The organism is Pantoea osteomyelitidis, assembly GCF_044342975.1.
Classification (GTDB): domain Bacteria; phylum Pseudomonadota; class Gammaproteobacteria; order Enterobacterales; family Enterobacteriaceae; genus Pantoea; species Pantoea osteomyelitidis.
On the sequence record NZ_JBGFSN010000010.1, the window covers coordinates 84,040 to 105,250 of the forward strand.

Sequence of the window (21,211 nt, forward strand, 5' to 3'; positions counted from 1 at the left end):
GAGGCAGCGAGCGCTGCCTCTGTTGTTCAGAAAAAAGGCTACTTTTCGTCTTTAAACACAATCCCCAGCTGCTGCGAAGTATGAGATTTCAGCGCTTTGGTAAAACGTTCGGCAATGCAGCCTGGGCCGATCATCCCCTGGCGCAGCACAGGAATTTCATGGTCAGCAGGACGACGAGGTAAAGGTAAGACGGCAGGAAACATAACTGCTCCTTTATTACCGTTGATTCTGGTCAGGACAATATAAAGAGCGACTGACGCGCAACGGTATCGCTTTAGTGATGGAAAACCCTCATCTTCGGGAAAGTCGGGGCCAGCTTTTCGAAGAGGAATATTGCGCAGCGACAGCACCCCTTGGTCTGGACGCCCGCACGATGACGGATCATCAATCGATCGCAGCGGCCACAAAGCACTATGTGCCAACTCCATACCTTCGCTATCACGCAGGAAGATCCAGAAGAGGAAAAGATTGACGGTATCAGCTTATTATCTTTTACTTCGCTGAACGATGTTGCGGATTATCTTTTCAGCACTGACTGGTTGAAAATAGAAGCGGCAGAAAGTCAACTCACCAATCAGGAAAATCGCAATTCTGGACATCGTTCAATTACAACATAATTAATTGTCTGAAGTCTGAGCTAGCGACAGACAGATAACAGATCCGTATCTGACGACTTAAAGCCCGTAGCCTGACAGCTGCGGGCTTTTGCACTTAGCGTTGGCGCTCTTATTTAGCTTTATCGCAATGTTTGTGGTGAAAACAGAACCGAAGTACAAGATTTGCTAATTTCAGAATAACCCCGACTCGATCAGGATAAAGCAGAGCTTGTAACGTGATCTCCTTAACTATTTTATTAAAATAAAAACTGTAAGAAAGCGAGGATGCATAGCGTGGCCAGCGCCTTCTCCTCCGGCTTTCTTGCTTTAAAAACAATAGCCAGAGTTTTACCTCTTGCCACCCTGAAATAATGGCCACCCTGGATAAAATCCTAAAAACAATGTGAAGAAAACCAGTCAGAATCAGGGCTTATGTTATTTGCCATTCAGGGCGGATTCAGATATTTCGGGTATTGCCCTTTTAAACCTAAGCGGGCAGGATTGCCTTCTCTACCAATAAACGGATAGTGTCTATGATCAGAATATTGGGATTTATCGCACTGCTCTCTTTTTTTCACCTGGCAAACGCAGCAGAATGTTTCGACTCAGCGGGCAGAAGTTATAAAATTGATCCCGATTTGCTGAGAGCTATTTCGTTGCGTGAATCATCAGGGCGGGCCGATGCCATGAATATCATTTCCAGCGACAGCTATGCGGTAGGAATAATGCAAATACATTCGCAAAACTTTCCGCATCTGGCACAGTTCGGTATTTCGCCTGAACAGCTCCACAAAAATGCCTGCTTGAATATCTATACAGGCGCGTATTACCTGGCTATCGCATTTAAACGTTGGGGATATACCTGGCGCGCCGTAGGTGCTTATAACGCCGGATTTAAGAAAAGCGACACGCAGGAAGCAAGAAGAAAAAAATATGCTGATGAGGTCAGCGTTATCTATAAGAAACTCAAAGCAGGAAAGCCCTTGTCGCTGGCCTGGCGCGCGGAGCAGTTTGAAGGCGTTACCGCCACTAAATAAGTTATCTTATCTGCTGCCATTACCATTTTAACGCTATGACGCTTTCTGCCACCGCCATCGGCTCAACACCCTTTACTGTTACCCGTTTGCTGTCAGTAACGGCACAACGCTGCTGATAAAATCAGTAATAAATCCTTTAAACGCCATGGTTTTTTAATCATGGTTTTTATGGCAGGATACGCGCCGGTTTTACATTTCAAACGGTTATCAAATGATGCTACCTAAGCTCCGGCTGGTGATTCCGGCTCTGGCCTGCCTGACTCTTCTGATTTACTGGCTGATGCCGCACTACAACGCTGAAGATGAGGCATATTATGTTTCTGTGTTTTGCGCCATTCACCATGACGACCCGCAACAGTTCCTGCCTGATATGCAAAGGGTGATAGAGGGCGGCAACTCAGATTATGCGCTGCAAAAAATCCATTACATTCCGGCGCTGGGCAAACATGTGGTTGATGCGTGGCAACAGCTTGGTGAGCAGGATCAGCTGAAAGCCCGACAGGATAATCACGCCTGCCAGCAGGTTTTAGCCACGCAGCTGCAACGATAATTTTGGTTTTGTCGCAGGGACGCGGCATCATAGAAAATATCATTATTTTTTCAGTAATAATCCGGGCTACGGCAGCTATTTTGATGACCCGACTGGCAACATCATCGCAGACAAAATTTACCGGCAATAAACCGGCCTGGCCGGAGTCCTCTTTCTTCCGCCAGAGTTAACAACCGGCAATGACGCCATCCATAGGCTAACCTTTGGTTTTAACGCTAAAGGAGTTAACAATGAATGATTCAACTCTGATTGATACCCTGCAGTTTGGTCCTGAAGACGCGCCGACCCATAAATATGAAATTTACGGCGAAGATGAAAAAACGCCGAAATACGCGGTTATCTCACAGCGGGAAAGCAACGGTAGCTGGAAAAAGCTGGACGAGCAGATTTCCTTTGCCGCTGAGGATGAGCAACAGGCGGCAAGCAGCACTATGGATTACGGCTACAGCGACGGCGCTCCGGAATTACGCGATCTACCGGCGGAGGCCAGAGAGCGTTGCCAGCAGCATTGGGAAAAGAGCAGTAAGTCGTGAGTTCTCTCGCGAGTTGGAAAGATGGCCGGGTAACAGTAACCCGGCCAGAATGATGAGCTTCCTTACAGAGAATATGCGGCGCTTAAGTTAATTAGTTCCGCAACACAGGCTTATGGTTCAGCGTTATCCGTTTCGCCTGATAAATTAACTCAGTGTTGTTGCCACTGGTGATATTCACCCTGGCGGCGGCCCGGTGCGGTTTCAGGTAAACGCATAAGCCCTGTGATGGATACGACGCCGAGTACGGCAACATAGATAGCCAATCCATACCAGTGGCCATCGGTGACCTGCAGAATTTTGACGGCGACCAGACCCAGAACCCCGCTACCAATCAGCGAACCCACCTGCCAGATAACCGCAATACCGCTACAGCGGATGTGCGTCGGGAAAAGCTCCGGGAACCAGGAAGCCTGTGGCGCGTAACACATGCTATGACCCAGCGTCAAAGCTACGATCATAGCGATCTGGGTGAGCCAGTAACTGTTCTGAGATAACGCGAGGAAAAATGGCACAATTGAGACGACAATCAATAATGCGCCCATAAGATAAACCGGCTTACGACCTATCTTGTCTGATAATGAACCCATTAACGGTATTGCAAACACCTCAAGAATAACGGCGACAATCATGCTGTTCATTAAAATGCCGGCATCAAGCTGGTTCGCTTTTCCCCATGCCAGAATGATGACGGTAAACAGCGCAAAGGCACAGGCTTCGATGAGTTTGGCCGCCACGCCACTTAACACAATGCGTGGATGTGCCTGAATAACTTCTTTAAGAGGACGTGATTCTGCGGCCTTTGTGGCGCGAATTTCAGCAAAAACCGGTGACTCGTCGATACGCAACCGAATAAACAATCCCACAATCACCAACAGTGCACTCAGCAGGAAAGGTACGCGCCAGCCCCACGCCATCATCTGTTCCGATGATAACGCAGCATTTAACACAGCGAAGAGCGCAAGCGGCAGGAGAAAACCCACGGGGGCGCCAATCTGCACCCAGCTGGCGAAAAATCCGCGTCGGGCCGGTTGCGCATATTCAGCCGTCATCAACACAGCGCCAGCCTGCTCACCACCCACGCCAAAGCCCTGTAACAGACGGATCAGGATCAGCAGCGCAGGCGCCCATATGCCAATTTTCTCATAGGTTGGCAGCAGGCCGATGCAGAATGTTCCCAGGCCGACAATCAGGATAGTGGCTACCAGTGCCTTCTTACGGCCAACTTTATCGCCAATATGACCAAAAACGATGCCGCCAATGGGTCGTGCCAGAAAGCCGACGGCATAAGTCGCGAACGCAGAAAGCGTGCTGATGAGAGGATTTTCACTGGGAAAGAACAGATGGCCAAAGAAAAGAACAGCCGCTGTGCCGTAGGCAAAGAAGTCATAATATTCAGCCGCAGTGCCGATAGCCGAGGCGCTGGCGACGCGCCTGATCAGTGAACTGTTTTTTACGTCAGCAGCAGATTCAACGGTTGTAGAGGAAGTATGCATAAGAAATATCCTTGACAGATTTGTATCTACCATACAAGTAGGCCCGATAATTTGTTGCGAAAATGATCACATAACGCGCATTTAGTCAACAGAACGCCAAAGCCCGGCCGACGTTTCAGGCGATGAGAAGTATCAGAAATCCACCAGGGGAAATCTGACTTTGTTGATTTTTTTATCGCTACGCTCCCTTTCTACCTAAGATTTACCTGAGCACAGCGGCTGGTCATTTTATGCAGGCCCTGTTGGAATGAAGACTTTTTGACATCTGAGGGAATTTTGCTGACTGAAAACAGGTTACTTGCCCTGACGGGTTTCGCGCTTATCGCAGTGACTTACGGCCTCGCCCGTTTTTCATGGGGGCTTATGCTGCCGGATATCATGCAAAATATTCATCTTTCATCAGCAATGGCAGGCAGTATCTCATCTGTTTCGTTCACTGCTTATTGTGTGGCTATCGTTTTCTCGTCAGTGTGTACAGGCAAAACAGGCCCACGTTTTCCCGCCGTGCTGGCCGGACTGTTTGCCGCAGCCGGAATGGGTATTATTGCGCTATCCGATACAGCGGCAGGAATGGTCTGCGGGGTCGCTTTCGCAGGTATCAGTACCGGCCTCGTTTCGCCACCTATGGCGGAGGCGGTGAAAAGAAAAGTGGTTGAAAAGCGTCGCTCTGTTATTAATACGCTGATCAATGCCGGAACCGGAGGCGGGATTATTTTTTCCGCGCTGGCAGTTCTGTTCCTGACGAACAACTGGCGGGCCACTTACCTGTTTTTCACTTTTATCACCCTGATGACGGTTTTGCTGAGCCTGAAGATCATGCCAACCGGGCCTGACGGGGAAAAGTTCTCCCTCAGACAACAGTTCTCCGCCTTTTTGCTGCCTGCCTTACGCAGCCCGCTTATCGTTGCTTTTCTGAGCGGCCTCGTCAGCGCAGCGTACTGGACGTTCGGACCCGTGATGTTTCACTCGCTGGGCGGTATGGAAAGAAATGAAATTACCCTATTGTGGCTTATTACAGGCGTAACAGGTTGTGCAGGAATCATGACTGGCGCCTTAATAAACAGATTTGGCGTAAACAGCGTTCACCGGCTCATGCAGGCGCTGACCATTCTTTCTTTTCTCCTGCTCGCCCTTTCACCACATTATCAGCTGCTGCCCTATATCGTTTCCGCTCTGTATGGCTTCGCCTACATCACGCTTAGCGGGGTTCTGCTGGTCAGCGGCGTAAATTCAGCGGGATCATTGCCCGCTGCCGGTTTGGGCGCGGTATTTTTGATGCTGGCGATCGGTCAGGTTATCGGCGCATCCCTGTTTGGGTGGTTGTACGACATTACAGGCGCAGCAGTCGCCCTTTTACTCTTTAGCGCGGTCGCCCTGTTGGCTATGTTTTTGCGGGCAGAGCAGTGAATGATTCGAGAAAATCCAGGAGACTTACCGGCAGATCTTAACCAGCCTGAAAGATGCTGGCGCTGAGGTGGTGATTCTCAGATGTACAAAAATCACAGTGCTGTCAGATGCGCATGGCCCGACATTTACCTGCCACTAACCTGTATGAGCTATGATGTTGATGTTGGAGCGGTTAGTGTTTCAACTAATAGAATGTTGTAACTAGCAAACCGATATAAATGGCGAATTTCAGGTGAAATCACCCCTTTTAATATTTAAATATCAAATAGTTATAAAAAAAACAAGCTGGCGATTTCAGGCTGAAATTTCGCCGGGCGACCATCAAAAAGGGTAAAAGAAGAGCATTCATTTGCAGAAAGGGCATGCAGGAAAGTGAAAACTATTCAGACTGACGCAGTAAATGCTGCATCAACACGAAATCGTCATTTGTGGCAGGATTATAGATCACCATACTGAGTCCGGGCTTTCCCTCAACGGCCAGCGTGGTGTACTCAAGCGTAAGCATTCCGGCATCAGGATACTGGATCTTTTTGAGTCCGGCACCATGCAGGCTGACATCCTGTGAAGCCCAGAAGGCACGAAATTGCGGATTCGTATCGCACAGCAGCTGCACCAGTGTTTTCACGTGATTGCTGGCGCCGGTACGGGCGAGATCGGCACGGAAGGAGGCGACCAGCGAACCCGCCACTTTATCCCAGTCAGGTATTTTGCTTTTTACATCCTCTTCGCAAAACACCAGCCATAAAATATTACGCCGGTTCACCGGCAAACGCGCGTAATCCGTAAAGATGCGCGTTGCCGCGTGATTCCAGGCAACAATTTGCCAGTCTGCGGTTTTGATAAAAGCGGGACTGAGCGGCAGCGCATCCAAAACGCGCTGTAGCTGCGGCGTAACATCGGTTTCCTGAAACTGAACTCTGGGTGGCCGGTGCTGCGCCAGTAAAAACAGATGTTCACGTTCAGCTTTAGAGAGTGCCAACGCTCTGGCGAGTCGCTCCAGCACTTCGGCAGAAGGCGCACCGCCCCGGCCCTGCTCCAGCCAGGTATACCAGGTGGTACTGACATTAGCGCGTATCGCTATCTCCTCGCGCCGCAACCCCGGGGTACGACGTCGACGCATCGGATAACCGAGCTGCGCAGCATCCATTCGCATCCGACGAGCTTTCAGGTAGCTCCCCAGCAGGTTCTCTTCATTCATAGCGTACTTATCCTGTTATTCGTTTTACCGGTATAACGTCACGACTGTTAACGCACTGTAAGAGAATTATCATAGTCCTCATTGGTAAATGATGAGGAGAAGGATTATGCGACTTTTTGTGACAGGCGCGACCGGATTTGTTGGTTCGGCGATTGTTGAACAGCTACTGGCGCAGGGAAATCAGGTACTGGGACTGGCGCGATCAGAAGCCTCGGCTCGCCAACTTCGCGCTTGTGGTGTTCAGGTACAGATGGGTTCGCTGGAGGATGCGGAGAGCTTGCAGGCAGGAATTCGCGCAACGGATGGTGTGATTCACACTGCCTTTATTCATGACTTCAGCCGTTTTGAAGCTTCAGTAGAAATTGATCGTCGGGCGATTCAGATTATGGGTAATAGGGTAGCCGGATCGCAGCGCCCATTTATCGTCACCTCCGGCACGGCCATGCTTCCGGCAGGAAAGCTGGTGACGGAACAGGATAAACCCACCACAACACATCCACGTCACTACTCAGATTTGGCCGCGCTGGCGCTGGCTGAACGCGGCGTTTGTATCAGCCTGGTGCGCTTACCGCCCTCGGTGCATGGCGCCGGCGATCATGGGTTTATCCCCATGTTGATTGAGCGGGCGCGCAACAATGGCGTGTCAGTTTATATAGAGGATGGCGCTAATCGCTGGCCCGCCGTGCAGCGTGCTGATGCTGCCGCGCTCTTCTGTGCGGCGGCAGAAAAAGCGCTGAGTGGCGCATCGCTGCATGCTGTCGGCGAGCAAGGAATTCCTTTCCGCGCCATAGCCAGCCTAATCGGCGAGCGGCTGGGCGTGCCGGTTAAATCTGTCAGCCAGGCTGAAGCAGCAGGTTATCTTGGCTGGATGGCGTATTTCGCCGCCCTGGATAACCCTGCTTCGAGCCAGTGGACGCAGGAGAAGCTGGGCTGGACACCGCGTGGTTCAGGGCTGCTGGAAGAGATGCGCGACGCGGGATATTTCCGCGCGTCACAATAAATCAGCTGGTTTCGGCTCGTCAGGCAAAAGGAAACTCACGCGCCAGCAGTCGGGAGATCACATTTAGCGCGCCCTCGTCATTGTTGCTTTCGGTACGATAGCGCGCCACGGCGTTCACCGGCTCGGCAGCGTTGGCCATAGCAAAGCTGTAGCAGGCCTGGCGCAGCATTTCGACATCGTTGCCGCTGTCGCCGATAGCCACCACTTCGCTATCGTCGATGCCCCATTTTTCCTGCAACAGCGCAATGCCGTGCGCTTTATGGCAGCCGGGAATGATCAAATCCACAAAACCGAAGCCGCTGGAAACCGGATGCATGATATTTTCAACGGCGTTCAGGCGGGTATGAAGTCGCTCCAGCAAAGGCTCAATGCCTTCGTGCGCCAGGTTCAGGGAAAATTTGAAAATGGTGTCATCGATATTTTTTAAATCTTCACGCTTTTCCAGCTTATAGTAGTGATTCGACAACATCGCAACCACTTCATCCGGCACGGACGGATGAATATAAGCGCTGTTGCGACCACAGACTACGGTGCTGATATCTGGCTCTTTCGCGAGAATATCGAGCACCTGCGCCACGCGCTCCGGCGCCAGCGCGCCGCAGAACAACTCCTCATTACAGTCAGTAACGTAAGCGCCGTTTTCCGCGACAAAAGCAATTTCATTTTTAATTTCCGGAAAATAGCGCTGTAGCTGCCAGAACTGATTTCCACTGGCCACGACAAAACGAATATTTTTCTCTTTCAGTACTGCGTACTGCCGTTGAAAACGCTGGATGTTGTACTGCTTATTCTCATCAAGGAAAGTACCATCCATATCCACCGCAATCATTTTCACTGCCATTTTGCTCTCCTGTCTGTTTGGCCCGCCCGGACATCCAGCGACGCGGCGTAAAGTCTTAATAGTAAGCTTACCCGCAGCATGGTTTAGTGAGGAAGATCATTGTTCATCTTTGAACTTATTTCAGAGCTTTCTTTATCCCATGCATTGCTGTAGCCATGGTTTGATCCCAAGCCTGAGTAACTAAAGGCTTTTCTGTTAGTTGAATATTTATGGTGGTTAGCTGATTTACAGTATGCTACTGCTTTAGTAGGAAGCTTATGTATTGCAATAAATCGCTATTTTTCGCCGTCCCCCCTGCTGCCGATCTGTTCGGATTAACCATTTCGCTGTTTCCGGTGGTTGGGATCAGCATTCTGGCAACCGGCGTGTTACGCAGCCGGCTTTAATCTTTATGCTTTATCGCACTGCAAAAAATAAAAGCGGGCATTGCCCGCTTTTTTTATCAGAGCAACTGCTTAAACGTGGGGAAAAGTAACGTTGTTTCCGGGAGCTTCACGATGCAGGTGGATAAAGTTCAGATGACGTTCGTACTGATCGAGAATATCGATAATCACCTGCTCTTTGCTGTAATCCATCAGGTCGTTGCCCTGGCTGCCTTCCAGTAAAAAGGTTTCCAGACGATAGTAAGTGGATTTTCCACTACGCGCCCGATAGGTAAAGCCCGGAACAGAATATTGCTGCGGCCAGATTTGATAGACAAAATCCTGTTCATCGCCCAGATGCACCAGCAGCGTCAAGTGCCCCAGATTTTCACTCTCCGTCGGCGGCAGGCTTTGCAGTTCAACTCTGGCGCCACGAAGCTCCAGCTCTTTTGCCACTTCTTTCATCGCCGGGAAGCAGACGCTTTCCATCATCTCTTTGGTATAGCGTGAGCCGGGATAATTCATTAAGCGCGACAACCGTTTTTTCCAGCTGAGTCGATCGTGCCCCGCCATCGGATAAGGCGCCGTATCACGATTAGCGCTGACGCGACGGAAATCTTCAACCTTCAGCGATTTATACAAACCTGCCATAACAAAAAAGATCACGAAGCTGAACGGCAGACCCATAATCACCGTAGCATTCTGTAGGGCGGAAATGCCGTTTGCCATCAGCATGCCCAGTGTCAGAACACCAATGATCACCGACCAGAAGATGCGCAGCCAATTTGGCGCATCGCTGTTGATATCCTTCAGCTTCGAGGTGAAGTTACCCAGTACCAACGCGCCGGAATCCGCTGAGGTGACATAGAACAGCAGGCCGGTGATGGTCGCCACCGAGGCGCTAAGCTTAAAGGCGGGATATTGCGCCAGCAGGTTGTAAAATCCGCGCTCCGCATGCGCTATCACTTCCTGCGCAAAGGCGGTATTGCCATGGGTGATCTCATACAGCGCCGCGTTACCAAAAACGGAAAGCCAGAGCAGAGTAAAGGTGAATGGGATTATCAACGTTCCCAGCACAAACTCGCGAATGGTACGGCCGCGTGATATACGCGCCAGGAACAGGCCCACAAACGGCGCCCAGGCGACCCACCAGGCCCAGAAAAACAGGGTCCAGCTGTTCATCCATTCTGTGGGACGATCGAAGGCGAAGGTGTTTAGCGTCATGCCCATAAAACGATTGATATAATCGCCAACGTTCAGCACCAGCGCATTAAGTAAAAATTCGGTATTGCCGCAAAACAGCACGAACAGGATCAGCCCCAGCGCCAGTACAACATTAAGCTCCGACAAAAAGCGGATGCCCTTATCCACGCCTGAGGTGACGGAGATAGTGGCAATAACCACCGAAAGAACAATCAGTGCTGCCTTAGCGCCCATGCTGTCGGGAATATCAAACAGTACGCTGAGCCCATAATTCAGCTGCACCACACCAATGCCCAAGGTCGTGGCGATACCAAATATGGTCCCGATTACCGCAGCGATATCAACACTGTGTCCAATCGGGCCATTGATGCGCTGACCGAAAATCGGATAAAGCGCTGAGCGAATGGTCAGTGGCAGATTATAGCGATAGCTGAAGTAGCCCAGCGCAATGCCCATCAGGGCATACATAGACCAGCCGGTCAGGCCATAATGGAACAGAGTCCATACCATTGCCTGTCGCGCCGCTGCGATGGTCTGCCCTGCCCCTTCCGGCGGCTGCATATATTGCGTAACCGGTTCCGCCACTGAGAAGAACATCAGGTCGATGCCGATGCCTGCCGCAAACAACATCGCCGCCCAGCTTAATATGCTGAATTCGGGTTTCGACTGTTCCGGTCCCAGTTTGATTGTGCCAAAGCGCGAACTGGCGATAAAAACTACAAACACGATATAGAGCGTGGCAGCCAGCATGTAATACCAGCCGAAAGTGGCTGATACCCAGTTAACGACCCGCAAAATCCATGCTGCGGACTGGTCGCTAAATAAAAGGGTCATCAAAGAAAACAACAAAATCAGTCCGGCGGAGGTGTAGAACACCACAGGATTGATTTTGTCTTTTTCGCTTGCAGGTGGATTAATCATTTAATACCTCGGGTAAATCGCTGCACAAAGATGCGTCTGCCGCGCCTGGCTGCAAATCACCTTGCAATCTCCGCCAGATCTGGCGCGCATAATTACCATTAACTTTTTGATTCAGTTATCTATCAACAAATTTCCTCATCTTTCCATCACGTTAAGTAACCCTGGCGGGACATAATGTTAACAATTTCCCATTTTATATTGAACGTGCAATCAAAAAAAGATTTAATAATGCACAAATGAGATAAGGAGTTGTGGTTATGCCTAAGGTAGGTATGCAACCAATACGGCGTCGTCAGCTGATTGACGCGACCCTGAGCACGATTAATGAGGTGGGACTGAATGATGCCACCATCATTCAGATCGCCAAACGCGCTGGGGTCTCCACCGGCATTATCAGTCACTACTTCAGAGATAAGAATGGACTGCTGGAAGCCACGATGCGGGATGTGACCACACAACTGCGCCGTGCGGTCAAAAGCAGACTGAATGCCTTAACCAGCGCCAGCACGGAGGCGCGTCTGCGCGCCATCGTGGAAGGCAACTTTGACGAAACACAGGTTCACAGTGCGGCGATGAAGGCATGGCTCGACTTTTGGGCCAGCAGTATGCATCAACCGGCGCTGCATCGTTTGCAACGCGTCAGCAGCGGACGACTGCTTTCAGCACTGATCGTTGAGTTTCGTCGTGAACTGCCGCGCGACCGGGCGCGGCTTGCCGGCTACGGACTGGCGGCGCTTATTGATGGATTGTGGCTGCGCGCCGCACTGAGCGGTGAGCCTTTTGACCTGCAGCGTGCAAAAACGCTAACCACACAATTTATCAGTCAGCATCTGGCTGATACAGAAGCATAAAAACGAGGAGAAACCATGTCCCGATTCGCAGAGCAACTGCTTTATATAAACGGTGGCTATGTCCCGGCTCAGAGCGGTGATACGTTTCAGACCATCAATCCCGCCAATGGCGAAGTGCTGGCAACGGTACATGAGGCGGGTGCGGCTGATGTTGATCGCGCGGTTGCCGCCGCGAAAAAAGGGCAGAAAGTCTGGGCCGCAATGACCGCGATGCAGCGATCGCGCATTTTGCGTCGCGCGGTGGATATCTTACGCGAGCGTAACGATGCCCTGGCTGAGCTGGAAACACTGGATACCGGCAAACCCATCAGCGAAACCGCCAACGTGGATATCGTGACCGGCGCCGACGTACTGGAATATTACGCCGGTCTGATTCCGGCGCTGGAAGGCCAGCAAATCCCGCTGCGCGAGACCTCATTTGTTTATACCCGTCGCGAGCCGCTCGGCGTCGTCGCCGGGATCGGCGCATGGAACTACCCGATTCAGATTGCGTTATGGAAATCCGCGCCCGCTCTGGCGGCAGGCAACGCCATGATTTTCAAACCCAGCGAAGTCACGCCGCTGACGGCGTTGAAACTTGCAGAGATTTACAGCGAAGCAGGCGTGCCGGACGGCGTATTTAACGTATTGCCCGGCACCGGCCCGGTAACCGGCCAGCTGCTGACGGAACATCCCGGCATCGACAAAGTTTCCTTTACCGGCGGCGTGGCAAGCGGCAAAAAAGTGATGGCCAACGCGGCAGGTTCAACGCTGAAAGATGTCACCATGGAGCTGGGCGGTAAATCGCCGCTGATTATTTTTGACGATGCCGATCTCAATCTGGCGGCAGATATCGCCATGATGGCCAACTTTTACAGCTCGGGTCAGGTCTGTACGAATGGCACTCGCGTATTTATCCCGGCTTCGCTGCAAACAGCGTTTGAAGAAAAGATCGTTGAACGCGTCGCCCGCATCCGCGCCGGCGATGTGAAGGTTCCCGAAACCAATTTTGGCCCGTTGGTCAGCTTCACGCATCGCGACAATGTGATGCGCTATATCGAATCAGGTAAACAGCAGGGCGCACGCGTGGTGTGCGGCGGCGATCGCCTGAGCGGCGACGGCTTCGATAATGGCGCCTGGGTTGCTCCCACCGTATTTAGCGATTGCCACGATGAGATGCAGATTGTCCGAGAAGAGGTCTTTGGCCCTGTGATGTCCATTTTATCTTACGAGACAGAAGAAGAGGTTATCCGACGCGCTAATGCCACCGAGTATGGTCTGGCTGCCGGCGTGGTCACACGCGACCTCAACCGTGCGCACCGCGTAATCCACCAGATTGAAGCGGGCATTTGCTGGATTAATACCTGGGGCGAGTCGCCCGCAGAGATGCCGGTAGGCGGCTACAAACACTCGGGCATCGGGCGGGAAAATGGCCTGATGACGCTGCAAAATTACACGCAGGTTAAATCGATTCAGGTCGAGATGTCGCCGTTTCAGTCTCTGTTTTAACAGGAGTAAGGTTTGGAATTTGATTACATCATTATTGGAGCAGGATCCGCAGGGAATGTTTTAGCTGCACGTCTCACAGAGGATAGCGATAGCACCGTCCTGCTGCTGGAGGCGGGCGGCCCCGATCATCGTTTTGACTTCCGTACGCAGATGCCTGCTGCCCTGGCGTATCCGCTACAGGGTAAACGCTACAATTGGGCTTACGAGACGGATCCTGAGCCTTATATGAATAATCGCCGCATGGAATGCGGCCGCGGTAAAGGTTTAGGCGGCTCATCGCTGATCAACGGCATGTGTTATATCCGTGGCAACGCTATGGATCTTGATAACTGGGCTGCCCGGCCAGGATTGGCAGCGTGGAGTTACCTGAACTGCCTCCCTTATTACCGTAAAGCGGAAACGCGCGATATCGGGCCGAACGATTATCATGGCGGCAAAGGTCCGGTGTGTGTCGCCACGCCAAAAACGGGGAATAATCCGCTGTTTGAAGCAATGATTGAAGCGGGCGTACAGGCAGGCTATCCCCGTACGGATGACCTGAATGGCTATCAGCAGGAAGGTTTCGGTCCAATGGATCGCACCGTGACACCGAATGGTCGTCGCTCAAGCACTGCTCGCGGCTACCTGGATATGGCCAAAGAGCGCCCGAACCTTTCCATCCTGACGCATGCAGTAACCGATCGTATTCTGTTTGATAACAAGCGCGCGGTAGGCGTGGCGTATCTGCAGGGCGACAAACGCATGAAGGCTACGGCGCGTCGTGAAGTGCTGCTTTGCTCTGGTGCCATCGCTTCGCCACAAATCCTGCAGCGCTCCGGTGTGGGTCCTGCCAGTTTACTGAAGCAGCACGGCATTCCACTGGTTCATGATCTGCCTGGCGTCGGAGAGAATTTGCAGGACCATCTGGAGATGTATCTACAGTACGAATGCAAAGAGCCGATCTCGCTCTATCCGGCCCTCAAGTGGTGGAACCAGCCAAAAATCGGCGCTGAGTGGTTATTTAACGGCAGTGGCTTGGGCGCCAGCAACCATTTCGAGGCGGGCGGCTTTATCCGTAGCCGCGAGGAGTTCGCCTGGCCGAACATTCAGTATCACTTTTTGCCGGTGGCGATTAACTATAACGGTTCAAATGCCGTGGAAGCGCATGGCTTCCAGTGCCATGTTGGTTCAATGCGATCACCAAGTCGTGGCCGCGTCCAGCTTAAATCACGCGATCCCCATGCACATCCGAGTATCCTGTTTAACTACATGTCTTCAGAGCAGGATTGGCAGGAGTTCCGTGACGCTATTCGTATCACACGCGAGATCATGAATCAGCCAGCGCTGGATAAATATCGTGGCCGAGAGATCAGCCCAGGCCCGGATTGTCAGAGCGACGAACAGCTCGATGAGTTTGTGCGTAATCATGCAGAAACGGCTTATCATCCCTGCGGCAGCTGTAAAATGGGTAACGATGAGATGGCGGTGGTGGATGCAGAAGGCCGCGTGCACGGCCTGGAAAGCCTGCGCGTAGTGGATGCATCCATTATGCCGTTGATCATTACCGGCAACCTGAATGCCACAACCATTATGATTGGCGAGAAGATGGCTGATTGTATTCGTGGACGTCAGCCGCAGTCTGCCAGTACAGTGAAATACTACGTCGCCGGTGATGCGCCGGTGCGTAAAGCGCCGACTCGCGCATTCTGATAGTTGTGTTGTCAGGCGGCCAAACGAGAAAAGCCGGAAAGCAGCTGCTTTCCGGCTTTTTTACGTTTAGCCTGTAGTCAGGCTGTCACGCCTGTTTGGGTTGCCCATTCGAAGCCGTGATGCCGCCATCAACCGGGAGATTGACCCCGGTAATATAACGCGCATCATCACTCGCCAGGAAAGCGATCGCGTCCGCCAAATCTTCCGGCTCACCTGCACGTCCCATCGGGATGCGCTCGTAGAATTTTTTCAGCAGCGTCTCGTCCTGCTTCATATCTTCGGTCAAATCGGTAAAGGTAAAACCAGGGCAAACGGCGTTAACCCGCACACCATCGGCAGCATAATCCATTGCCAGCGAGCGGGTGAAGTTGGTAATCGCCCCTTTCGCCGCATTGTAGGGACTCATGCCCCAATCGCCGCCGAGACCGGAAACCGAAGAAACGTTTATCACGTTGCCTTTGCTTTTCAATATGGCTGGCATAAAGAAGCGCAAACAATAGAACACACCGTTGAGATCGGTATCCATTAGTTTCTGCCAATCTTCCAGCTTAACTTCATGTATCAAACCCTGAATTACCGTGCCTGCGTTATTAACCAGAACATCGACACGGCCATATTCCTCTGTTACCCGCTGCGCCAGTGCTTCCACCTCTTTAGCGACAGAAACGTCACAGGGCGCCACCAGATGTTTGCCCTGTGGCAATGCAGCAGCTGTTTTTTCCAGCTTTTCCTGCGTGCGTCCTACCAGGACAACATTCGCGCCTTCACGGGCAAAACGTTGCGCCGTACCTGCGCCAATCCCGGAACCTGCACCCGTTATCACTACAACTTTATCTTGAAAACGTGCCATTTAACCTCCTGTCTGGATAATCAGCTTAACTTTCACTGCGTTAACAGCGCTTTATTAAGCGTGGCAGCCATCAGGCGCTCTGCAAGCGATACGCTGGAAATTCTTACTAACTTACTGTTATCACGCCGGTTATAAATTTTAAAAAATGTGACGGCGCGCAAGGCCATGCCTGGTAATACAAAAGTCGCAAGCAAGAGGAGTAAACAAAGTTATCCACATTTTCTGTGGATAAACCGCTGAATATCCGGGTATGAGAAGGAATAAGATGAAGAGCCTTAATAAAGATAAAGCAAAAAACACGAAAAAACGACTGGCAGCACAGCTGAAAAAAGCGAGTTCTTTATGATGAAACTTGGCGATTTCAGCCTGAAATTCCTTACTCTATTACTGAAATAACAAACAGTTAGCCCCGAAAATCCAGTGGCGAAAGAAGCATTAAAAAAGGCTGCTTTTTAGCAGCCACTACTACTCAGGAAAGATATTTTTTCAGCGTCTCTTCGATGACCCGATCAAGCTCATGCTGGAGTTCTTTCGACTGTCGATTGAATTCATAACTAAACATACGGCCACGCGTTTTCTTACGGGCAAAGCGATCTTTGTCGGCAAAGCTCCAGAGACTCGTGGTTTCGATTTTATCCTTAGCCGGCGCCAGGGCAGAACAGGCATTTTTGATCAGGCGCAGCAGGCGGTTTTTACACTCATCCGCTGCAAGATCGTCTGTGGCGCAAATGCTATTCGCTTCCTGCGAAATGGTATCAATCAGCGTTGCCGCCGTTTCCCCTTTTTCCAGCAGCTGTTCATGCGCTATCAGCAGCGTTTTGTAATCAGGGTAAGTAAGCTCCGACTGCACGGGAAAAAGGGCGATCAGTTCAACAGGCACGCTTGCCGCCTGCAAAGCTCGGGTAACTTTAGCCTGTGATAACCCCTGACTTTCTGCAATCTCTTTCTGGGATAAGCCTCCCTCTTTTAACGTCTGCAAGCGTATACCCACTTCGCGCAGGTTATGCTCGCGCGCAGTCTGAATGTCCTGCGCCAGCTTACGCGCTTCTTCCGTTGTAATAGCATCGTCAGTGACCAGAACATCAAGTCCGGTTTTGCATAACATTGCCGCTGCGCGACGACGTGAGCCATCCAGAATTTCAATACGCTCGCCCTGCCGGATACCGATGGCCGGGAAAAATTGTTGCAGCTTTAGGGTACGGGTGATGTCTTTCAGAGACGCCGGCGTAAGGCCTGACTGATCGCGTCCGTTGGTTTCCATCAGCACAAAAGTTGTATTTCCCACATCTTTTGCAGCAATACGTTCGAAGCGGAAAAGCGCGCGCTTGCCGGTTGCCAACGTAAAGGTTTGTGCTGGCGCATTACCGCTGGTGTCTGCCTGCATCGGCGTCTGGCTGAAGGTTCGGCCAATAGTGATTCTTTTTGCACTCATGATAAACCTCAGTTCAGCCGGATGAATTCAATGCGATCAAATACTGCTTTAGCAAAATCCTCGGCCGCAACCCGGGCATTTTTCAGCGCTTCACTGCTGCCGACATAGGTCGAAGGATTGGCAGAAATCACCGTATCGAAAGATTCGCCACAACGTTCAAATCCATCCAGACGGGGCAGGGCGGCATCCAGCATATCGCCGCCAAAAATCTCTTTCGCCAGGCTGTGGCAAAGTTTATGGTCCGCCTTATTGGAGAGTTTTGACATAAAGCCTATGTTGCCCTGGACGCGACAAGAGGCGCCTGATTCCTCAATTATGGCGATAAGCTCAGGCAGGCGCGTGAGATACTTTAATGTAGAGTGAAAGTCCACCTGAGCGGGCGGAACCGGGGTCATCAGCAGATCGGATGCAGCAATCGCATTCTTCAGGAAAGCATCAAGATGGGGACCGCTGTCGATAAAGATAAAATCGTAGTCCGCGCCAAGCTTAGCAATAACATTCTCATACAGCACAGTGTGAACATTCTGCTCCGGCAGATGTTCAGCACAAAGTTCATCCCAACGAGAAGCGATAAAGGCATCATCGATAGAAGCGGGCAACACATCCACGCCCGGCACAATGGAAGGCACAATAAACTCTTCTTTCAATTCTTCACGTGTCACATTTTGCAGCATCGCCTGTGCGGCCGTCGCTTCAACCAGGCCCACAGAACGTTGATGGTTGAGAAACATGGTAGCGGAAGATTGTGGGTCGAGATCGATAACCAGAATACGTAAATCTTCATAAAGCAAATGAGGATGGGCGCGTAGCGCATGAGCCAGAGACACAGTAGAAACGGTCTTCGATACGCCGCCTTTCAGATTGCCAACAAAAATGGTGTAGGCTTGCGGGTGGCGATCGCGATATTTAGGTACGCCGCGATGATGATAAATATCGATGATATTCTGGATAGACATGGCGTACTTTGTTGATGTCCCTGCCGGCCTTTTATCAAAGACGTAGCCGCTTTCTTCCATTTCATTAACCGCATAATCCACACTGGCGCGCGTAAGCTTCGGCAGTTTGGCTAGTGCCGCTTTGGCATACACCTGGTAGTAGGTGTTTTCTTTTAATTCTTCTTTTTGAATTTGTATCTGGTCCGTCAGGCTCAATAACATTTTTTCGGAACGCTGAGCAACCTTCAGAACCTGTCTGTCATCATTAGCCATAGTTACTCCATGTATGCAGGATTTGTGACTTTATACATAAATCCTGCATACATGGCAACTTTTAAAATATGATAGACTCTTGGTGTTAACATTGCGGATGCAGAAGAAAAGCTGACTGGCGTTTCGTGAAAATCTTCTGTCAGGTACAAGAAGCAGAACAGCAGAGATATCTGTTAAGCCTACTATCTATAACGTTCACTATAATCAGCAAGCTTATCGATGCAGGATGACTGTTGCTTGCAGATTGCAGTGAGTACCATTAAGGCAGCATGTTTGGTTAGAACTATCGTTCACTATAATCAGTAAATTCCTTTCTTTTCATCCCACCCAAGCCGAGAAGGGAAGTAAATCGCCACAATTAGCTGATTTCTCGACATAAATTAGCTACAAGCCTCCTTCATCGTTAACTAACTATCCATTCGTTTAAACATTCACTGTAATCAGTAGCCTTTACAGTAATGAGTAATTCAGTGCGAGGGGGAACAGATAGAAAGACTGACATTTCAGTAATAAGCAGAATTGTCCATCATAAACGTTCACTGTAATCAGTAACTGAATCTCGTAAACATCCGTTTTTGCTGGCACGTCCGTTAGTATTTACTGTAATCGGTACCGCTAACAGACAAAACCGGGAATACATCTCGCAGTTGAACAAACATTCACTGTAATCAGTAACGGAAAGCTGTTACTACGTTCACTATAAACAGCAGACGGACACGCTTTATTTTTTCAGGAGGCGCTCTAAGGATCAGGCATTCACTGTAGTCAGTAGATGGCGGCCGCTATCGGTAGCAATAAGCGTTGGTAAGCTGCCATAGCTCTGTCGTTCACTGTAATCAGTAATTGCTTACGTGAATGATTCGGTTAGGGGTCCGTTAAACCATTCACTGTAACAAGTAACGGGCCCGGATGACTTTCGCTTTAAAAACCTTAGTCAGCCCATAATCCGCCATGTTGAGCATTTACTGTCATCAGCAAAGCCGGGGCGATGGGCATTACAGTGTGGATTGAGCAGGGAGCAGGAGATAACGTTCACTATAGTCAGCAAATGCAGCGGGGAGAAAAGCAAAAGAGCAGAAACGAGGCATTCAAACTATCCGTTAGCAAACGCTTACTTAAAGATAACCTGTTGAAATTTATGCATCATTAACGTTACTCACATTTCTGTTTAGCCACACCAGAGCAGGAACATGGTCAATAAAATCCCTGAGATTTACTGATTACAGTGAACGTAGCTGATTACAGTGAATGAACAGGGTTTACTGATTACAGTGAATCCGGAAAACAACGCATAAAGCGGCGGCTGAAACAATCAGTGCAACCCGCGCACTGATTACAGTGAATCTTCGGCAGCGTCCTCAAAATCAATCTCATCAAGATCGTCCAGACTTTCAAGGTTGCCAATGCCATCCAGCTTTGGCGTACGGCTATGGATCACAAAAAAGACTGAACGGCCGCGTTTTACTTCCGAGTAATCGAGATAGCCTATCTCTTTAAGCTGTTCCATTGCGCGACGTACCACATGGTTCTGTGTGGTCGTTTTGGACCCCAGATTCAGGCGCATACGCAAACGGGCCAGCGAGATAGGCGCAGGATTAGTAGGCAGGCTTTCCAGGTAGGTATAGAGCGCCTGTGCCGACTCTTTACGCTTGAGACGGGAAATGGCGCGCAGTTGAAGCAGAACCTTGTGATCGAAATTATAAAGCTCGAAGAGCTTCGGGTCGGCCTGGATCTTTACCACATCCTTTTCACGATCGTAATAGGCCGACTGTACGAGGTGCGTATGGTACGCTTTGCCGTTCCCTTCAAACGATAGCGTATTAGTGGCAATACGGCGTAGCGAGGCGTCCAGCCGCTTACGGAGCGCTGCTGAAGAGTTAGCTGAGGGTATCCCGCACATTTTAACGAAATCGACGAAGGGCAGCGTGACGGTATCTGCTTTGGAAGGATATTTGGCAAAGGACTGAATGATCCCGGCCCAGGTTTTGAAATCATTGTCCATATCTAACCTGGCGCCGGTAATGGTAATCTTTTCATAACCCTCCGCTTTTACCAGCGAAAGATTTTTAAGTTCTTTCGTTGCATCAGTAGATGCCATGGCACCCGATTTTCCGCGAGCAGTGGATTTCAGGGTAGGGACAAACAAGCCAAGGCGCATTAACGCCACCGGCTGAACGGTATTGTTCTTGTTAGGCTGAAGTTGGATAACTTCACCGCTGTTTTTTGTCACCACCAAAAATGGTTCAAGTAACCCTTTGTTATTGATGTCTTTTTCGGCCATGCTGCGAAATCTTCTTTCTGTGGATGAAAAGGATCGCCTACTGACTACAGTGAACATTAACACTGATTACAGTGAACATTCTACTGTATACAGTGAATAAAGTACTGATTACAGTGAACACTTTACTGATTACAGTGAACGCGATCACCCTCTCAGCCCTTGTCCCGTGCGGCCTGCGACGATCGGGGATCTCTTTGGATCTTTTAGGGATCTCTTTATGATCGTTTATTAGGATCTATTTGCTGTATATGTGGATAACCAATCCGGCACT

At 50.5% G+C, this 21,211-nt stretch carries 18 protein-coding genes; 9 read left to right on the plus strand and 9 right to left on the minus strand.

What is annotated here, in order from left to right; translation table 11 throughout:
* Nucleotides 1–38: 38 nt before the first annotated feature.
* The gene (locus ABU178_RS18140) at nt 39–422 is read right to left on the minus strand and encodes a hypothetical protein (protein WP_397217501.1); all 384 of its coding nucleotides are present in this window, start codon (nt 420–422) and stop codon (nt 39–41) included.
* On the opposite strand from ABU178_RS18140, the gene ABU178_RS18145 reads away from it, so the two are divergent.
* The 4 genes from ABU178_RS18145 to ABU178_RS18160 all read left to right on the plus strand — a co-directional run bounded on the left by ABU178_RS18145 (nt 414) and on the right by ABU178_RS18160 (nt 2,716).
* Nucleotides 414–617, plus strand: a complete 204-nt coding sequence (locus ABU178_RS18145; RefSeq protein ID WP_397217503.1) for a hypothetical protein — start codon at nt 414–416, stop codon at nt 615–617. The two genes, ABU178_RS18140 and ABU178_RS18145, sit on opposite strands and share 9 nt — an antisense overlap.
* 512 nt (nt 618–1,129) lie before the next feature.
* Nucleotides 1,130–1,633 carry a transglycosylase SLT domain-containing protein gene (locus ABU178_RS18150; protein WP_397217505.1) on the plus strand — a complete coding sequence of 168 codons (504 nt, stop codon included), beginning with the start codon at nt 1,130–1,132 and terminating at the stop codon, nt 1,631–1,633.
* A 214-nt stretch (nt 1,634–1,847) separates the two neighbouring features.
* The gene (locus tag ABU178_RS18155) at nt 1,848–2,183 is read left to right on the plus strand and encodes a hypothetical protein (protein ID WP_397217551.1); all 336 of its coding nucleotides are present in this window, start codon (nt 1,848–1,850) and stop codon (nt 2,181–2,183) included.
* Between the two features lie 230 nt (nt 2,184–2,413).
* Nucleotides 2,414–2,716, plus strand: coding sequence for a hypothetical protein (locus ABU178_RS18160; protein ID WP_397217507.1), 303 nt, complete (start codon nt 2,414–2,416; stop codon nt 2,714–2,716).
* A gap of 149 nt (nt 2,717–2,865) precedes the next feature.
* On the opposite strand, the gene ABU178_RS18165 is transcribed toward ABU178_RS18160, so the two are convergent.
* Nucleotides 2,866–4,209 carry an MFS transporter gene (locus tag ABU178_RS18165; protein WP_397217509.1) on the minus strand — a complete coding sequence of 448 codons (1,344 nt, stop codon included), beginning with the start codon at nt 4,207–4,209 and terminating at the stop codon, nt 2,866–2,868.
* 276 nt (nt 4,210–4,485) lie between these two features.
* Here ABU178_RS18165 and ABU178_RS18170 point away from each other — a divergent pair, with 276 nt between their 5' ends.
* Nucleotides 4,486–5,616: an MFS transporter gene (locus tag ABU178_RS18170; RefSeq protein WP_397217511.1), complete on the plus strand. Its 1,131-nt coding sequence runs from the start codon at nt 4,486–4,488 to the stop codon at nt 5,614–5,616.
* 379 nt (nt 5,617–5,995) lie between these two features.
* Here ABU178_RS18170 and ABU178_RS18175 read toward each other — a convergent pair whose 3' ends face one another.
* Nucleotides 5,996–6,814, minus strand: coding sequence for a helix-turn-helix transcriptional regulator (locus tag ABU178_RS18175; RefSeq protein ID WP_397217513.1), 819 nt, complete (start codon nt 6,812–6,814; stop codon nt 5,996–5,998).
* A gap of 106 nt (nt 6,815–6,920) precedes the next feature.
* On the opposite strand from ABU178_RS18175, the gene ABU178_RS18180 reads away from it, so the two are divergent.
* Nucleotides 6,921–7,814 (plus strand): SDR family oxidoreductase, encoded by an 894-nt coding sequence (locus ABU178_RS18180; RefSeq protein ID WP_397217515.1) that lies wholly within the window; start codon nt 6,921–6,923, stop codon nt 7,812–7,814.
* A 19-nt stretch (nt 7,815–7,833) separates the two neighbouring features.
* Here ABU178_RS18180 and ABU178_RS18185 read toward each other — a convergent pair whose 3' ends face one another.
* The gene (locus tag ABU178_RS18185; protein WP_397217517.1) at nt 7,834–8,655 is read right to left on the minus strand and encodes a Cof-type HAD-IIB family hydrolase; all 822 of its coding nucleotides are present in this window, start codon (nt 8,653–8,655) and stop codon (nt 7,834–7,836) included.
* Nucleotides 8,656–9,110: 455 nt separating this feature from the next.
* Nucleotides 9,111–11,141: a choline transporter gene (locus tag ABU178_RS18190; protein WP_397217519.1), complete on the minus strand. Its 2,031-nt coding sequence runs from the start codon at nt 11,139–11,141 to the stop codon at nt 9,111–9,113.
* Nucleotides 11,142–11,398: 257 nt separating this feature from the next.
* Here ABU178_RS18190 and betI point away from each other — a divergent pair, with 257 nt between their 5' ends.
* The 3 genes from betI to betA are packed head-to-tail and all read left to right on the plus strand — an operon-like array spanning nt 11,399 to nt 15,169.
* A complete protein-coding gene (gene betI / locus ABU178_RS18195) occupies nt 11,399–11,992 on the plus strand; it encodes a transcriptional regulator BetI (RefSeq protein ID WP_397217520.1) in 594 nt (197 codons plus the stop codon).
* Between the two features lie 15 nt (nt 11,993–12,007).
* Nucleotides 12,008–13,480 (plus strand): betaine-aldehyde dehydrogenase, encoded by a 1,473-nt coding sequence (gene betB, locus ABU178_RS18200; protein ID WP_397217522.1) that lies wholly within the window; start codon nt 12,008–12,010, stop codon nt 13,478–13,480.
* A gap of 12 nt (nt 13,481–13,492) precedes the next feature.
* Entirely contained in the window at nt 13,493–15,169 is a 1,677-nt protein-coding gene (gene betA / locus ABU178_RS18205) for a choline dehydrogenase (protein ID WP_397217524.1), read from the plus strand.
* Nucleotides 15,170–15,254: 85 nt separating this feature from the next.
* On the opposite strand, the gene ABU178_RS18210 is transcribed toward betA, so the two are convergent.
* The 4 genes from ABU178_RS18210 to ABU178_RS18225 all read right to left on the minus strand — a co-directional run bounded on the left by ABU178_RS18210 (nt 15,255) and on the right by ABU178_RS18225 (nt 20,940).
* Entirely contained in the window at nt 15,255–16,019 is a 765-nt protein-coding gene (locus tag ABU178_RS18210; protein ID WP_397217526.1) for an SDR family NAD(P)-dependent oxidoreductase, read from the minus strand.
* Between the two features lie 469 nt (nt 16,020–16,488).
* The gene (locus tag ABU178_RS18215) at nt 16,489–17,451 is read right to left on the minus strand and encodes a ParB family protein (RefSeq protein WP_397217528.1); all 963 of its coding nucleotides are present in this window, start codon (nt 17,449–17,451) and stop codon (nt 16,489–16,491) included.
* Nucleotides 17,452–17,459: 8 nt separating this feature from the next.
* The gene (locus ABU178_RS18220; protein WP_397217530.1) at nt 17,460–18,659 is read right to left on the minus strand and encodes an AAA family ATPase; all 1,200 of its coding nucleotides are present in this window, start codon (nt 18,657–18,659) and stop codon (nt 17,460–17,462) included.
* Nucleotides 18,660–19,992: 1,333 nt separating this feature from the next.
* The gene (locus ABU178_RS18225; protein ID WP_397217532.1) at nt 19,993–20,940 is read right to left on the minus strand and encodes a RepB family plasmid replication initiator protein; all 948 of its coding nucleotides are present in this window, start codon (nt 20,938–20,940) and stop codon (nt 19,993–19,995) included.
* Between the last annotated feature and the right edge of the window lie 271 nt (nt 20,941–21,211).

Bases quoted from the DNA above. Each gene is read 5' to 3' on its own strand.
- ABU178_RS18145 (WP_397217503.1), top strand. From the start codon at position 414: ATGTGCCAACTCCATACCTTCGCTATCACGCAGGAAGATCCAGAAGAG.
- ABU178_RS18150 (WP_397217505.1), top strand. From the start codon at position 1,130: ATGATCAGAATATTGGGATTTATCGCACTGCTCTCTTTTTTTCACCTG.
- ABU178_RS18155 (WP_397217551.1), top strand. From the start codon at position 1,848: ATGCTACCTAAGCTCCGGCTGGTGATTCCGGCTCTGGCCTGCCTGACT.
- ABU178_RS18160 (WP_397217507.1), top strand. From the start codon at position 2,414: ATGAATGATTCAACTCTGATTGATACCCTGCAGTTTGGTCCTGAAGAC.
- ABU178_RS18165 (WP_397217509.1), bottom strand. From the start codon at position 4,209: ATGCATACTTCCTCTACAACCGTTGAATCTGCTGCTGACGTAAAAAAC.
- ABU178_RS18175 (WP_397217513.1), bottom strand. From the start codon at position 6,814: ATGAATGAAGAGAACCTGCTGGGGAGCTACCTGAAAGCTCGTCGGATG.
- ABU178_RS18180 (WP_397217515.1), top strand. From the start codon at position 6,921: ATGCGACTTTTTGTGACAGGCGCGACCGGATTTGTTGGTTCGGCGATT.
- ABU178_RS18185 (WP_397217517.1), bottom strand. From the start codon at position 8,655: ATGGCAGTGAAAATGATTGCGGTGGATATGGATGGTACTTTCCTTGAT.
- ABU178_RS18190 (WP_397217519.1), bottom strand. From the start codon at position 11,141: ATGATTAATCCACCTGCAAGCGAAAAAGACAAAATCAATCCTGTGGTG.
- betI (WP_397217520.1), top strand. From the start codon at position 11,399: ATGCCTAAGGTAGGTATGCAACCAATACGGCGTCGTCAGCTGATTGAC.
- betB (WP_397217522.1), top strand. From the start codon at position 12,008: ATGTCCCGATTCGCAGAGCAACTGCTTTATATAAACGGTGGCTATGTC.
- ABU178_RS18210 (WP_397217526.1), bottom strand. From the start codon at position 16,019: ATGGCACGTTTTCAAGATAAAGTTGTAGTGATAACGGGTGCAGGTTCC.
- ABU178_RS18215 (WP_397217528.1), bottom strand. From the start codon at position 17,451: ATGAGTGCAAAAAGAATCACTATTGGCCGAACCTTCAGCCAGACGCCG.
- ABU178_RS18220 (WP_397217530.1), bottom strand. From the start codon at position 18,659: ATGGCTAATGATGACAGACAGGTTCTGAAGGTTGCTCAGCGTTCCGAA.
- ABU178_RS18225 (WP_397217532.1), bottom strand. From the start codon at position 20,940: ATGGCCGAAAAAGACATCAATAACAAAGGGTTACTTGAACCATTTTTG.